This is a genomic window from Paraburkholderia sp. EB58, from assembly GCF_050436665.1.
GTDB lineage: Bacteria > Pseudomonadota > Gammaproteobacteria > Burkholderiales > Burkholderiaceae > Paraburkholderia.
In genome coordinates, this window is record NZ_JBNDMQ010000016.1 from 40771 (window position 1) to 56075 (window position 15305).

General features: G+C 61.5%; 13 protein-coding genes. All 13 read left to right on the forward strand.

The genetic code is table 11. The annotated features are described in order from the left end of the window. Window positions 1-150: 150 nt before the first annotated feature. The 13 genes from P3T40_RS22960 (at window position 151) to P3T40_RS23020 (ending at window position 14591) form a co-directional block, all read left to right on the forward strand. Window positions 151-879 (forward strand): maleate cis-trans isomerase family protein, encoded by a 729-nt coding sequence (locus tag P3T40_RS22960; protein WP_429270005.1) that lies wholly within the window; start codon window positions 151-153, stop codon window positions 877-879. After that, window positions 876-2366: a dihydropyrimidinase gene (gene hydA, locus P3T40_RS22965; protein WP_429270006.1), complete on the forward strand. Its 1491-nt coding sequence runs from the start codon at window positions 876-878 to the stop codon at window positions 2364-2366. The genes P3T40_RS22960 and hydA overlap by 4 nt, the downstream gene beginning before the upstream one ends. 92 nt (window positions 2367-2458) lie before the next feature. After that, window positions 2459-3316, forward strand: coding sequence for a transporter substrate-binding domain-containing protein (locus P3T40_RS22970; protein WP_429270007.1), 858 nt, complete (start codon window positions 2459-2461; stop codon window positions 3314-3316). Window positions 3317-3329: 13 nt separating this feature from the next. Further along, a complete protein-coding gene (locus P3T40_RS22975) occupies window positions 3330-3977 on the forward strand; it encodes an amino acid ABC transporter permease (RefSeq protein WP_429270008.1) in 648 nt (215 codons plus the stop codon). 22 nt (window positions 3978-3999) lie between these two features. Further along, window positions 4000-4833, forward strand: coding sequence for an amino acid ABC transporter ATP-binding protein (locus P3T40_RS22980; RefSeq protein WP_429270009.1), 834 nt, complete (start codon window positions 4000-4002; stop codon window positions 4831-4833). A gap of 22 nt (window positions 4834-4855) precedes the next feature. Then, window positions 4856-6214, forward strand: a complete 1359-nt coding sequence (locus tag P3T40_RS22985; protein WP_429270010.1) for an amidohydrolase family protein — start codon at window positions 4856-4858, stop codon at window positions 6212-6214. Further along, window positions 6211-7398 (forward strand): ABC transporter ATP-binding protein, encoded by a 1188-nt coding sequence (locus P3T40_RS22990; RefSeq protein ID WP_429270011.1) that lies wholly within the window; start codon window positions 6211-6213, stop codon window positions 7396-7398. Before P3T40_RS22985 ends, P3T40_RS22990 begins: the two co-directional genes overlap by 4 nt. An 86-nt stretch (window positions 7399-7484) precedes the next feature. Then, the gene (locus tag P3T40_RS22995; protein WP_429270012.1) at window positions 7485-8543 is read left to right on the forward strand and encodes an ABC transporter substrate-binding protein; all 1059 of its coding nucleotides are present in this window, start codon (window positions 7485-7487) and stop codon (window positions 8541-8543) included. Window positions 8544-8549: 6 nt separating this feature from the next. Beyond that, window positions 8550-9401, forward strand: coding sequence for an ABC transporter permease (locus P3T40_RS23000; RefSeq protein ID WP_429270013.1), 852 nt, complete (start codon window positions 8550-8552; stop codon window positions 9399-9401). Next, window positions 9394-10242 carry an ABC transporter permease gene (locus P3T40_RS23005; RefSeq protein WP_429270014.1) on the forward strand — a complete coding sequence of 283 codons (849 nt, stop codon included), beginning with the start codon at window positions 9394-9396 and terminating at the stop codon, window positions 10240-10242. The genes P3T40_RS23000 and P3T40_RS23005 overlap by 8 nt, the downstream gene beginning before the upstream one ends. Window positions 10243-10280: 38 nt before the next feature. Then, entirely contained in the window at window positions 10281-11789 is a 1509-nt protein-coding gene (locus P3T40_RS23010; RefSeq protein WP_429270015.1) for an amidohydrolase family protein, read from the forward strand. A gap of 525 nt (window positions 11790-12314) precedes the next feature. Further along, window positions 12315-13478 (forward strand): porin, encoded by a 1164-nt coding sequence (locus tag P3T40_RS23015; protein ID WP_429270016.1) that lies wholly within the window; start codon window positions 12315-12317, stop codon window positions 13476-13478. Window positions 13479-14309: 831 nt separating this feature from the next. Continuing rightward, entirely contained in the window at window positions 14310-14591 is a 282-nt protein-coding gene (locus tag P3T40_RS23020) for a hypothetical protein (protein WP_429270017.1), read from the forward strand. The last annotated feature ends 714 nt before the right edge of the window (window positions 14592-15305 follow it).

Here is a 15305-nt window from a genome sequence, read left to right on the forward strand (position 1 = left end):
CTATCCGTCGCCGCCTTAAATTGCATACAATCCTAGCTTTATTGAGTACAAACATAACAATTTATGTTGGCACAAAGTTTGCGTTAGTAGCGTCGACCGAGCCTCTCTTTCCGGCGCAGCCTGCCAGAAGCTACCCCTGATATGGAAATCATGACGCAACGCACTTTGATTGGCATGTTGACCCCGTCTTCCAACACGGTCCTCGAACCCGTCACGTCGGCAATGCTCGCCGGCCTGCCCGAAGTCAGCGCGCATTTCGGCCGCTTCCGTGTGACCGAGATCGCGTTGTCCGAAAAGGCGCTAGCGCAGTTCGACGACGAGGAGATTCTCGCCGCGGCAGCGCTACTTGCCGATGCGAAGCTCGACGTAATCGGCTGGAACGGCACGTCGTCGGCCTGGCTCGGGTTTGAAGCAGACGAACGCCTGTGCCGCAGCATTACCGAACGTACCGGTATCGCCGCCTGCACCTCGGTGCTCGCACTCAACGAGATTTTCGCCATGACGGGCGTTCGTCGTTTCGGCCTGGTCACGCCGTACCGGGACGACGTGCAGGCAAAAGTCGTCTCAACGTACGGCGGCGCGGGCTTTGAGTGTGTCGGTGAACGTCATCTGAACAAGCAAGCCAATTTTTCGTTTTCCGAAGTCAGCGCGGACACGCTGCGTGAGATGGCGCGCGAAGTCGCAAAGAGCAAACCCGACGCCATCACGATTTTCTGCACCAACTTGCGCGGCGCGCCGCTCGCTGAAGAGCTCGAAGCCGAACTCGGCATCCCGGTGTACGACACCATTTCGACAGTGGTCTGGAAGGCGCTGCGGATGAGCGGCATCGACACGTCGCGCGTCACCGGCTGGGGCAGCCTGTTCCGGGAGGTCGCATGAGCGACGCGGCGGCCTTCGACCTGGTGATCCGCAACGCGGATATCGCCACGGCGGCCGACCGCTTTAGCGCCGATATCGGGGTGCGCGACGGTCGCATCGTCGCGCTGGGAAGCGGACTCGCTCGTGGCGCCAGCGAGATCGATGCAGCCGGCCGCCTCGTCACCCCAGGCGGCGTGGATAGCCACTGCCATCTGGATCAGGACACGGGCGACGACAGCGTGATGGCCGACGACTTCCTGAGCGGCACCGTATCCGCTGCGTGCGGTGGCACCACCACGGTCATTCCGTTTGCCTGCCAGCAGAAGGGCAAAACGCTGCGCGCAGCGATCGACACCTATCATCAACGCGCCGACGGTCGCGCGGTAATCGACTACGCCTTCCATCTGATCGTCACCGACCCAACGCCGTATGTGCTCGAACAGGAGTTGCCGCAACTGATCGAGGAAGGTTACACGTCGTTCAAGATCTACATGACGTATGACGCGCTCAAGCTGAACGACCGCCAGATGATCGAACTGCTCGCTCTGGCACGCACCCACGGCGCCATGGTGATGATCCACGCCGAAAACGCGGATTGCATTGCGTGGCTCACCGAAGCGTTGCTGGAGCAAGGCATCACCGCGCCGATCGGACACGCGCTGTCGCGCCCGATGCTGGTCGAGCGCGAAGCGACGCATCGCGCCATCAGTCTCGCGCAGCTGGTCGATACGCCCGTGCTGATCGTACATGTCTCCGGCCGCGAAGCGATCGAACAGATCCGCTGGGCGCAAGGGCATGGCCTCGCCGTGTACGCCGAGACCTGTCCGCACTATCTGCTGCTGACCGAAGACATGCTCGAAGATGGCCCGCGTGGCTATCAATGTATTTGCAGCCCGCCACCGCGCGACGAAGCTAACCGCCAGGCCGTCTGGGACGGTCTCGTGAACGGCACATTTCAGGTGCTCTCCTCCGACCATGCGCCGTTTCGCTTCGATGGTCCGCACGGCAAGCAGGTGGCCGGCGAAAACCCGCGCTTCGATCAGGTGCCCAACGGCATACCGGGCCTCGAGACGCGTATGGCCTTGCTGATGTCGGAAGGCGTGATGAGCGGACGCATCGATATTCACGCCTTTGTCGCGCTGACCGCAACCAATGCCGCGAAGCTTTACGGCCTTTATCCCCGCAAGGGTTCGGTCGCGATTGGCGGCGACGCCGACCTGGTGATATGGGATACCGATCGTGCATTCACGCTCACCAACGATGCATTGCATCACAACGTCGACTACACGCCGTACGAGGGCTGGCAGATGAAAGCGTGGCCCGCGCTGACGCTGTCGCGCGGCGCCGTGGTGTGGGACGGCGTGCAGCCCGGTGGCGCGCCCGGCCGCGGTGAGTTCCTGCCGGCCTTGCGCCCGCAACTGGCGCAACCGCATCGCCCGTTGAACCCGCGCGTTGAGGCTCACCGGGTGCTGCCACGCTTTGAATTTCCCGCCGTTTATCGGCAATAGGAAAGGGTTTGTGGGGTCGTGCGTCTGGTGCGTTCCGCCCTGCTTCACACGCTTTTTATATCGTACGTATTGTGATTATTCTGGAGAGCCTGATGTCCGAACGATTTTCGCGTCGCCAATTCCTTCAGTGTGCCGGCGCGGGCGCAGCCCTGGTGTCGATCGGTTTGCCGCGTTTTGCGATGGCCGCCGGGATCACGCTTGACGGCATCAAAAAAGCGGGCGTGCTGCGCATCGGCTGCGAAGCGACTTATCCGCCGCTCACCTATCGTGACGCGAGCGGCACCATGATCGGCTACGACGTGGACCTCGCCAACGCGTTTTGCCGCCATCTCGGCGTCAAGGCGCAGTTCATCGACACGGTGTGGTCGGGCGTGATTCCGTCTCTCTACACGAAGAAGTTCGATCTGGTGATGAGCAGCCTGAGCTATACGGCCGAGCGTGAAAAGCACGTGGACTTTTCGGTGCCTTACGTGGAAGCTTCGCAGGCGCTGCTGATTCGCGCGGCGGATCAGAAGAGCGTCACCGGCATCGCCGGCATGAACGGCAAGGTGCTGGGGCTCAAGCTCGGCTCACCGGGTCAGATACTGGAGCCCAAACTCGACGCGCAATTGAAAGCAGCGGGCGGAGTGGGCTTCAAGGATGTGAAAACTTTCGACGACCATCCTGCCGCTTATATCGCGCTCGCGGAGGGCCGTGTGGACGGTGTGCTCAACACCTTGCCGACGCTTTCGCTCGTCCTCAAGAATGCGCCGGGCAAATATGCCATCGTCAAGGGCATCGGCGCGGACAACTGGGCGGGCATCGCGGCGCGCACCGACGACACCGCGCTGATCGGCTTCATCGATCAGCAACTGCGCCAGTTCAAAACCGACGGCACGCTGCATACGTTGCAGCAAAAGTGGTTTGGCTTCGACATGAACCTGCCGGACGCGATTCCGGCACTTTCCTGAGAGCGCGGCGTCCATGGACTGGAGCATTATCGTCATGGCGTTGCCGATCCTCGCGGTCGGCCTGCTCGCCACGCTCAAGGTCTGCCTCGCGGCGATCGCGATTGGCATCGTGCTCGGCTTCGTATTGGGCTTTGGCGCACTCAGCCGCTTCAGGGCGGTCCGGATCGCCGTGCTGGCCTATGTCGATTTCGTGCGCGGCACACCGTTGCTGGTGCAGATCTTTCTCGTCTACTTTGCGTTACCGGTCATCGGCATCAACTTCAACGAGTATTGGGCTGGCGTCATCGCGCTCAGCCTGAATGCGGGCGGCTTCATCTGCGAGATCGTGCGCGCCAGCATGCAGTCCGTCGATCGCGGCCAGACCGAAGCCGCGCAATCCATCGGCATGCGGCACCGTCAGATTGTTCTGCACGTGCTTTTTCCGCAAGCGTGGCGGCGCATCTTGCCGCCGCTTACCAACGAACTGATCTCGCTGATCAAGGGCTCGGCGCTGCTGTCCGCCATCTCCGTGTATGAACTCACGCACGCCGGGCAGGAGATCATTGCGACGTATTTCTCGCCGTTCGAGATTTTCCTGCTGATCGCCCTGTACTACTACGCATTGATTTCGGCGTTGGCGTGGCTGTCGCGCTACCTCGAGCGGCGACTGCCGCAATATTGACTTCATGAGCTCGGGATCCAGCATGTCTTCCACCGTTACCGTCTCCGACGTCCCCGCAGCCCCCGCGATGGACGCCGCCGCGCAAGCACATGCAGGCGCCGCTGCAACACTGTTGTCCATAGAAGGTCTGCACAAGCGCTTCGGCGACAAGATCATCCTGCCCTCCATCTCGCTGGAGGTTGGACATGGCGAGACCGTCGTGCTGATCGGGCCGTCGGGTTCGGGCAAGACCACCCTCCTGCGCTGTCTCAACTTCCTGGAACGATCGGACGGCGGCACGATCCGCCTTGGCGGCCAGCGTATCGGCCTGTCGGAGCAGGGCCGCGCGTTGCCCGAAGCCGAACTGGCGCGACAGCGCAGCCGCTTCGGCTTCGTGTTTCAGCGCTTCAACCTGTTCGCGCATCTGAGCGCACTCGATAACGTCGCCGCCGGCCCTCAGCGCGTGCTGGGGCTTTCGCGCGATGCGGCCCGCGCTCGCGCACAGGTGGCGCTGGAAAAAGTCCATCTCGCGCAACACCTCGGCAAACGGCCAGCGCAACTCTCAGGCGGCCAGCAACAACGCGTGGCGATTGCACGCGCACTTGCGATGGAACCGGAGATGATCCTGTTCGACGAACCGACCTCGGCGCTCGACCCGGAACTTGTCAACGAAGTGCTCGACGTGATGCGCGATCTCGCGGCTGCCCGGATGACGATGATGGTCGTGACCCACGAAATGAGCTTCGCGCGGAACGTCGCGCATCGGGTGGTCTTCATGGACGCCGGCGCCATCGTCGAACAAGGCACGCCCTGCGACGTTTTCAGCCGTCCGCGCGAAGAGCGCACGCGGCGTTTCCTGCAGCACCTGCACACCTGAACTGAACCGGACCACCTGGCTGATGACTGCCTCACCTATCGAATTTGACCTTGACCTGTTGCTACTGGGCGCCACCGTCGTGACGATGGACCCGGCTCAACCGCTGTTGCATGACGCGGCGATCGGCATTCGCGGCAACCGGCTCGCCTTCGTCGGCCGGGCGCAGAATCTGCCGGCACAGACACGCGCGCAGACCACGCGCCAGCTCGCCGGACGTGTCATCGTGCCCGGCTACGTGAACGTTCACACCCACGCCATTCTGACAATGGTGCGCGGCGTCGCTGAAGACCTGGGCTTTGCGCCCGCCTACACACCCGGGATTCCCCATGGCCATGACGTGCGCCCGGACGAAGCGATCGCGCTGGCACGTCTCGGTGCGCTTGAAGCCATGCTGTTCGGCTCGACGCTGATCAACGACACCTACGTCCACGCCGATCTGACCATGGAGGCCATGGCCGACATCGGCCTGCGGGTGTATTCATGCGGCCGCCTGCACGACGTCGACTTCTCCGGCGTCGCGGACGGACGCTGGGAATACCATGCCGCGACCGGCGAGCGTACGCTGAATGACGCACTGACGCTGGCCGGTCGCTGGAATCGCAAGCACAACGAGCGCACGGGCGTCCAACTAGCGGTTCATGCGCCGGATACCTGCTCCGACGACTTTCTGCGTCTGATCGCCGAGGCGGCACGCACGCATGATCTCGGCGTGACGACTCATCTCGCGCAAAGCTGCACCGAGGTCAGCGTGGTGAAGAAGCGTTCGGGCAAGAGCCCGGCGCAGTTGCTAGACGAAGTCGGGTTGCTCAACGAAAGGCTCGTAGCGGCGCACTGCCTGTATCTCGACGACGACGACATTGCACGCGTCGGACGGGCCGGCATCACGGTGGCACACATCCCCAAGGGCAACGCGACGGGAGGCACCATGGCGCCTACTCCGCGTCTGCGCGCCGCCGGCGCGCGCATTGCATTGGGCACCGACAACATGCACGCCGACATGACCGAGGTCATGCGCTGGGCACTGGCGATCGCGCGCATCCAGTTGGGCGAAGTCGCCGCGGACTGGCAACCCGCCGATGCGCTCACCATGGCGACGCACAACGGCGCACACGCTATGGGGCTTGGCGACGAACTCGGCTGCCTCAAGACAGGCTGGCTCGCCGACCTCGCCGTATTCGATTTCCGGCGCGCACATCTGACTCCGCACCCCAATCCGCTGGGCACGCTGGTGCACACGGGACTTGGGCGTGATGTCGAGATGGTCATCGTGGACGGTGAGATTGTGGTGGACGGCGGCGCCCCCACCCGTTGCGACGCCGATGCCGTCATCGCGGCTGGAAAGCACGCCGCCACGCAACTATGGAAGAGAGCTCGCGCATGAGCACCCCGCACACTATCGATTCGCAGTCGAAGCAAGGCGCAGCGGCTGCCGGCCTTGCGGCCTCGCAGGCACGCACCTCGCCAATCGGTGCCGCCGTGCAAATGCGCGGCATCCGGCATCGTTTCGCCGCCGTGCCGGTGATCGAAGACGTCACGCTTGAAATTGCAGCAGGCGAACTGGTTGCGTTGCTCGGCCCGTCGGGCTGTGGCAAGAGCACCCTGCTGCGCATCCTCGCCGGTCTGCAGGTGCAGTCCGAGGGCGAAGTGCGGATTGGCGGCCAACGCGTGGACGGTCTCGCGCCGCGCCAACGCGGCGTGGGCATCGTCTTCCAGAACTATGCGCTGTTTCCGCACATGACAGTCGCCGCCAACGTCGCCTACGGTCTGGAAGCCAACGGCGTCGCGCGTCGTCATGCTGCTCACAAGGCCATGCAGATGCTTGAGATGGTGCGCATGGAATCATTCGCGAAGCGCTATCCGCGCGAGTTGTCGGGCGGTCAGCAGCAACGCGTGGCGCTGGCCCGTACGCTTGCCGTCGAGCCGCGCATCCTGCTGCTGGACGAGCCTTTCGCGGCACTCGACAAAAACCTGCGGCTCGATATGCAAATCGAAATCCGCCGTCTGCAGCGCGAACTGAATATCACGACCGTGATGGTGACGCACGATCAGGAAGAGGCGATGAGCATGGCCGACCGGGTCGCCGTGCTCAATCGCGGGCGGCTCGAACAATACGACTCTGCGGTCGCAATCTACGATCAGCCCGCCACCCCCTTTGTAGCCACCTTCGTCGGAACGGCGAATCTGCTGCCCGTTAATTTGCGCGTGCACGGCAACCAATGCCTTGCAAACTTCGACGATGGCGCCGTGCTGGCCGTTACTCACCCCGGCCCGTGGCACGATACCGGTGCGGCGCTACTGGCGGTCCGCCCCGAGCAATGGGCGTGGCAGTTGCCGCAGGCCGGCGTCAGCGCGCCTCAGCTGCTCGCTACTGTGCAACTGGCGATGCCGATCGGTCCCACGTTGGTGGTCGATTTGCAGACCGAAGCCGGACAGACTGTGAAGATATCCGTGCCGCGCGCCGAGGGTGCGGACTTGCGCCCCGGCTTGCGCGTCGCGCTCGATTTGAAACCAGGGGCACGGGTGCGCACCTTCAAGGCTCCCCAACCTGGTTCCGCGGGTGTTTAGCTCGTGGCCACGATCGTCCTGATCCAACGCGCCGCCCGCTTCGCTATCGCTGGTTCATCCTGTTTAACTAACCGTCCAGAGGTCTTATGTCGCTGATCGATCACCAACGTCGCAAGCTCCTGCAACTGATGGGCGCAGCGGGGGCCGTCGGCTTGTCGCTTGGCAGCCCGCTTGCCATGGCTGCGTCCGAATCTCTTGCCGCCACCACGTTTCCCGGTGCGTGGGAAGAGTCGCAACGCAAGATTCTGTTGCCCGCATTTCGCAAGGCTGCGGGCGTAAGCGCCGTGCTCACCGCATCGCAGGCGGTCGACACGCTGACCAAGCTGGTGGCCGCGCGCAATAACCCACCGTTCGATGTGGTCATGATGGACGAGGGTCCCTACCTGCAGGGCATCGCGCAAGGCGTGTTCGAACCCATTCCTGCAGCGCGGGTGCCGAACCTCGCGAATCTGCCCGCGCACTTCATCGATCCGAAGGGTCTAGGCGCCTATGTGTCCGCGCAGGTCTATGGCATTGCGTACAACACGGAGCGCGTGAAGACCACGCCGAAGTCCTGGAACGATCTGCTCAGGCCGGAATTCAAGGGTCGCGTCGGCCTCGTGAGTCTCGATTCCACCTTGGGCACCGTATGGATGGTCGCGCTCGCCAAGATGCTGGGCGGCGACGAAGATCACATGGACCCGGCGTTCGATTATGTCAAGCGTCTGATGCCGAACGTCGGTGCAGTGGCTGCCAATCCAGGCGCCCTCGGCACGCTGTTCCAGCAAGGTCAGGTGGATATTGCCTGTCACTACATCAATAACGTGGAGTCGCTCAAGGCCAAGGGCGTGCCGGTTGCGCTCGCTCGCCCCGACAGCAACTGGGGCATGGTGCGCAGCACGATGAACATTGTGAAGAACACCCAGGCGGCGGATCTCGCCGCAGCGTACATCAACACCGCGTTGAGCGTCGAAGTGCAGCAGCAGATGACGAGCGCGCCCTACTACGTCGCGCCAACCAACACGAAAGTGCCGTTCGGTGCAGCGCTCGCCGCGATCGCTCACAATGCCAATGACATGACGTCGTTCGTGCAGGTCGATTGGGCCCGTATCAACCCGCGCCGCGCGGAATATATCGATCGTTTCAACCGTCTGGTCAAGGTCTGACGCATCATGCACGCGAATCACCGGATGCCACGCGACTGGCTGCTCGTGCTGCCGCTAGGCCTGTTCTTCATCGCGTTTGTGGGCGTGCCGCTCTTGCTCGTCGCGCTGATCAGCCTGCACAACGACACAGCCATGACGCATGTCGGCATTCGCCAATACCTGGTTTTCTTTGACGACAGCTATAACCGCGGAATCCTCTGGCAAACGCTCTGGCTTGGTGTGGCGACCACGCTCGCGACGATCGTGCTTGGCTATCCGGTCGCGCATCTGTACGTGGTGAGCCCACCGCGCTGGCGGCGTGTGCTGATCGTGCTGATCCTGCTGCCGCTTCTCACCAGTTCGGTGGTGCGCACATTTGCGTGGGTCGTGATTCTCGGCAATGAAGGGTTGGTCAACGCGCTGCTGATGACACTCGGACACGCGGGGCCGCCGGTCAAACTCCTGTACACGCCGCTGGCGGTAATCCTCTCGCTTGCGCAGATCGAACTGCCGTTGATGGTGTTGCCGCTCGTCACCACGCTCACTTCGCTCGACACACGCTTGCCCGAGGCATCGCATGCGCTGGGTGCCAGCAGTTGGCGCACCTGGTGGAAGATCACCGTGCCGCTTGCGATACCGGGTTTACTCAGCGGCACCCTGCTGGTGTTTACCGGCGCGGTCAGCGCGTTCGTCGTTCAAACTCTGGTGGGCGGCGGCCAGCTGATGTACATGCCGTTTTACATCTACGAACAGGCCATCCAGACGCAGAACTACCCGTTTGCGGCGACGCTTGCCGTGATTCTGCTGGCGAGCGTGCTGCTCGTCGTGACCTTGCTCAACTATTTCGGCCGCAAGACCAGAGGGTTTGTCCATGGCTAAATCCACGCTTGCCGCGTCGGGCGTCATGCCGGCGCACCGTGCCCAGCCGGGTCGCCTGTCGTTCAATGCAGTGATGGGCTTGATGGGCGGCGTCGGTCTGTTGATGTTGATTGGGCCCACGCTCATCGTACTGGTGACATCGCTCACGTCGGGCTACTCGCTGAAGTTTCCGCCGCCGGGACTGTCATTGCGCTGGTATGAAGCGCTGATCTTCGATTCGCCGGAGATCATCGACGATCTGCTATTGAGCCTGAAGCTCGCCGCGGCGGCGACCGCGTGCGCGACCGTGCTGGCGGTCGCCGCGGCGGTGACGCTCGCACGTCGCCGCACGTTTGCCGCGCGACTGCTCGATTCGTTTTTCATGGCGCCGCTGACCATTCCGTCGCTCGCGCTGGGGCTCGGTATCCTGATCCTGTTCAACCTCGAAAGCGCCGGGCTCTCGTTCTACAGTCTGCTCGCCGGACATATCACGCTGTGTGCACCTTATGTGTTGTACACGACCTCGGCGAGTTATGCGCAGCTCGATCCCGCGCTGCTCGACAGCTCGACATGCCTCGGCGCGGGTGGCTGGTTCACGTTCCGCCGCGTCGTGCTGCCGGCGCTGGTACCGGGCATCGCGTCGGGGGCGTTTATCGCGTTCATGAATTCCTTCGATAACGTCGCGCTGTCGCTATTCCTGTCGGACGCGCGATCCGAAGTGCTGCCCATCCACCTGTGGCACATCATCGAGGACAGCCTCGACGTCCGGGCGGCCGCTGCCTCGGGCGTGCTGATCGTCGCCACCTTGATTTCCATGTTGGTGATGGAGCGGCTCGCCGGCTTGTCGGGGCAGTTTCGCTAGCCGCCTCAGTCCTCCCTTTCTTCGATCTGGTAGAAACCGTGCGCAAGATACTCTCCAACGTCAGGGCATTACACGGCACCGAACAGCAATACGAGCCGCGCCGCGTCGATGTCGTGATCGAAGGCGAACGCATCGCCGCCATCGTGCCGGGCGGCAGCGCGACCGACGGCGAATGTATACCGCTCGACGACTGCCTGCTGATGCCGGGGCTCATCAATGGCCATCAACATTCGCACGAGCATTTTCACAAGGGACGGCTCGAAAACCTGCCGCTCGAATTGTGGATGCATTACGTGCGCGCGCCGCGTCCGGTCAAACTGACGCCGCGCCAGATCTACCTGCGAACGCTGATCGGCGCGCTCGAATCGCTGCGCAGCGGCACCACCACACTCGTCGACGACGTGAGCCTCGGTCAGATTATCGACCCCGCCGCCGTCGAGGCCATCTTCCAGGCCTACGAAGATGCGGGCATTCGCGCGCTGGTCGGGTTCTCGATGATGGATCGCGCGATCGTCGATAACTTCCCCGAGGTCGACAGCATTTTCCCGCCCGCCCTGCTCGCGCAACTGCGCGCACAACCGCGACCCTCGCCTGATGCGTTCTTCGCGTTGCTGGAAAGCGAATTGGCCCATCACCATCCGCAGCATGACCGGGTTGGCATGCTGGTTGCGCCTTCGGCACCGCAGCGCTGCACACCGGAATTTCTCACACGTTGCCGCGAATTCGCCGACACGCATGATCTGCCGGTCATCATCCACGTTCAGGAAACGCGCTTGCAGGTAGTGACAGCGGAAGCCTTCTACGGCAAATCCATGGTGATGCACCTTGCCGAACAGGGATTTCTGCGGCCGGGCACCTCGCTGATCCACGCGGTCTGGTTGTCGGACGGGGAGATCGAGTGCCTTGCTCGATTTGGTGCGAGCGCGCAACACAATCCGTGGAGCAATCTGATGCTCGGCTCCGGCGTGCAACCGGTGCGTGCGCTGCTCGACGCAGGCGTCAACGTGAGTCTCGGCTCCGACGGCTGCGCATCGACGGTCACCGTCAACATGCTCAACGTGATGGGTAGCGCCGCGGCGGTGTCGAAGATACGTGGCGACGACTATTCGCGATGGTTGTCCGCGGCCGAGGCTCTGCATGCGGGGACGATTGGCGGCGCGACGGCGCTCGGATTAGGCGGCCAGCTCGGTGCAATCGCGCCGGGTTATCGCGCCGACCTGGTCGCCTATCGGACCGATGCAATCAGCTTCACGCCCTTAACCGATCCAGTGCGGCAACTGGTGTATGCCGAGCGCGGCGCCGCGACCGACAGCGTGTTTGTGGCGGGCGAGGCAGTTATGCGAAACGGACAGCTCACGCGCGTCAATGAAGGTGCGCTGCTGCGCGAGATCAATACCGCTTACGAGTCACTTGGCGCTGAGTTTGATCTCGCGAACGAATCGGTCGCTCCGCTGCGTGCGGAGATGGAGAAAATCTACGCGCGCGCCCAGGCGCTGCAGGCCAGCTGGCAACCTCATACGGCGAAGCTGGCAGTTCGGTCGCCCTAACGCGCTAAGAAGCGCCTTATCACATCTGCCCACCTCTGAACGCATCGATCCCATTCGCTAGCAGCCCAGCCTCTCGCAGGTCAACGTCATCCGCGACGCTACTGTTCGGGTGCTTACCCACGGTTCGGCACCAGCGTGACCTGGCCTTCATGCGCAAGGCGGCTTAGCAAGCTCCAAGCTTGCGCCCCCTGCTCTCGCACGGCGCGCTGTGCTGGTGCTCCATTGCACCGTGGGTGGGCTGCTAGCAAGGCTCCGGCGCATTCCCGGCTTAACGCAACGACGCCGCCCAAAGGCCGTCAAGGCCTCGCCTTCATTGCGTACCAAGATAATTCACATTGCATACACTTTATGCCAGTACTGTTGGCACGATCATTGCGTTATGGATGCAGATTTCTTTTTGACTTCCCTGACGCCCGCATATGAGTAAACAACGCGTTGCCCGATCAAAAACAACATCCTTGACTATTTTCCCTATCCGCATCGGAGTTAGCGATAGGACACTCACTACGTCGTAGAAGGAACGTCATGAATTTGCAGCGAACAAAACGTCGATGGCTATTTATTCCCGCAATGCTGCTCGCCAGCGCAGCCCACGCGCAGAGCAACATCACGCTCTATGGGTTGATCGACGAGGGCCTTAACTTCACCAGTAACGCGCAGGGCCACAGCGCCTACCAAATGAAGAGCGGCGACTTTTACGGCAGTCGCTGGGGCTTCAAAGGCAGCGAAGATCTCGGTGATGGCTATCGGGCGATTTTCCAGTTGGAGAATGGGTTCAATGCCAGCAATGGGGCGCCTGGCCAAGATTCACGCGAATTCGGCCGCCAGGCATATGTCGGCATCGCATCCGACCGGTACGGCACGTTGACGCTCGGCCGCCAATACGATCCGACCTCGGACGGGAACAGCTTCGGCGTCCTCACGGCTGCTGGTAACTGGGGCGGGGATCTCGCGGCGCACCCGTTCGACAACGACAACGCGGATTGGGACTTCCGTGCGAACAATGCCGTCAAGTACGTGAGTCCGACTTACCGAGGGCTCACCGCCGAGGGCATGTATGCGTTCAGCAACCAGGCCGACGGGTTCTCCAACAACAGCCTCTATGGCGGCAGCCTCAACTATCAGAATGGGGGGCTGACGGCGGCGGCATCGTATATGAAGATGAATCACCCCGGAGCGAACACGTCCGGTGCGGTGGCCGGCGATACCTTGTTCACCGGTTCTTCGGAACAGAACTACGGCGTCGGGGTGTCGTATAAGTTTTCGAAGACGCTGCTAGCCTTCGTATACTCGCATGTCGACGTGTACGACCCCACGGCCAACTCTTACTTCACGTCGAATACGGGACCGGACGGTGGTTCGTGGAACTCGTGGAAATTCGACAACTTCGAAATAAACGACCAGTACTTCTTTCGACCGAACTTTTGGCTAGGTACCGCCTATACATTTACGGAGGCGCGACTAGCATCGAGCGTCGGGTCATTCAATCCCAAATGGCATCAGGTCACTCTGACACTCGACTACGATCTATCCAGCCAGACATCCGTTTATGTCCAAGGTGCGTACCAGCACGTCGTCAGCGCACATACGGGCACGGACTTTGACTATGCGTCGAACGTGGCAGACGCGGGTATGTCGTCCAGCGAAAACCAAATGGTTTATCGCGTCGCGTTAATGCACCGTTTCTGACGGACGGCGCCGCTGCGACGCGCGGCGCAGGTCCGCTATGCTGGCCTGCCGGAAGAAACGGTTGGGGCGAGGCGAGCGGACCCCCAAAAGCGAGATTACGCGGTACCTGAGACCCACTGACCGTAGTCAGCGACCATGTTGTGGATCTTCGTCAGCGCACCAACCTCAGGGGCCCCGCCTCATTCAGTTGCGCGCCTTCTGAGCCAATATCTGTCCAATTGGTACCCACGCCGAACCACGGAACTTCGCCCCTCAACGCAGCGACATGGGCCATTCCTTCGCGTTAGCCGACGGACGTCGTTTCGCAGCTCGACACCACTCGTATGCCCCCGCGTCGCGGTTATACACCCGTATAAACGGGTTACGCGAACGCGGCATCGGCATATCCAACCGTAGAGTAGATTCGCCGTGCGGAAAAACCTACTCTTCTCTCATGGGGACAGCGCCCGCCGTTGTGACAGCGCAAAGCTCGCGGTTCGGCCCGACGACAACATCGCCCCTTGGGCCCCGCTGGTTCCTTTTTAAACGTCGTCAAGGAATCATTGTGTCAGTTGCTCTGCATCACTGGATACATATCGGAAGCAACGCGTATACGGAGTACACGTTCGTGCCTTGGCTTGGCAGGAACATCTATCGCCGCACGGTCGACCTCTGCGCAATATGCATCCAGCAGCTGCTTCACTCTTTGCCAAAGAAAGGAACACCATGTTGAACGCTGGACCCAGTACGACTTCGGACATCCTGTCAAAGAAGGCGTCCAACGATATGTCTATTGTCCCGGCGCCACCCCCAACGCATCACCTGTTATCGTATCTTGAAACGGGAAATTGCGTGGAAAGCACTCCGGCCCGCAATTGGAACTATCGCGTAATTGAGTTTGTTACTGAGGATGGCGAAGTTTGGCGTTCGATACATGAGGTGCATTACGTCGACGGCGTCCCGAAGGCATATAGCGAACGGCCTGCCCCAATCATGTGGGAAAGGGATGACGGCGAAGCCGCCGCGTTCGTCACCCTTGAGCAGATGCGTGAGGCGATGTCCAAGCCAGTTCTGGGAGAGATGGATTTTCACCCCGAGGACTCAGGCCACATTGGTCAGTTTTCCATACGATAACCGAGTACCTCGAATCACTGCGAGGTGGACTCGAAGGAAGCAGCATTACAAGTTGCCAACGGGACTGTTGTTGACCTTCTTCGCGCGGTAATGGACGTATCTGAGCCTATTGAGTCCTCTGCTACAGGCGTTGCGGGAGCAACAAGCTGCCATCGACCAAATCAAATACGCGGCGTCATTGATGCCCGCATGACCCAACGGAATTCCGCATTGGTCCAGGACGACGTGGCCGGAGCGAACGTACTTGAAATTCAGTCGCAGCAACTGCGAAGGACCGCGCGGGCGATTGCAGAAGTACTCAAACGACTGCGCACGAGCGGTCGCGAGGTTTCGTTGCGGGGTCCACTTGGTGCGGCAGCGCTCCAAAAGCCTCCGGCACAGGCAAGCCACGAGGGTCTTCGTGGTGCGCGGTGGACCAGGCCCAAGTCTTGGCACCCGCCGGTGGCAGCTGCCTAGCCACACATCTAAGCGAACAAATCACTCATGGGTTAGATGTGAGCCAACCGGTCGACGGGCCACTGTGTCAGCGCCTCCAAAAACTTTGCCTTTTCAACGGCAAGCGTAAAGTAAAAGAACGAGGCCACTATCATCTGCAAACGTCACGGCAAAAAATGGCTGCTTACACGCAGTTCGAGCCAGTTGAACCTTCACGGCGAGATGTCCTTCGGGCATAAAAAAGCCCTCCGAAGAGGGCTCATCTTGAGCGGCTCATAT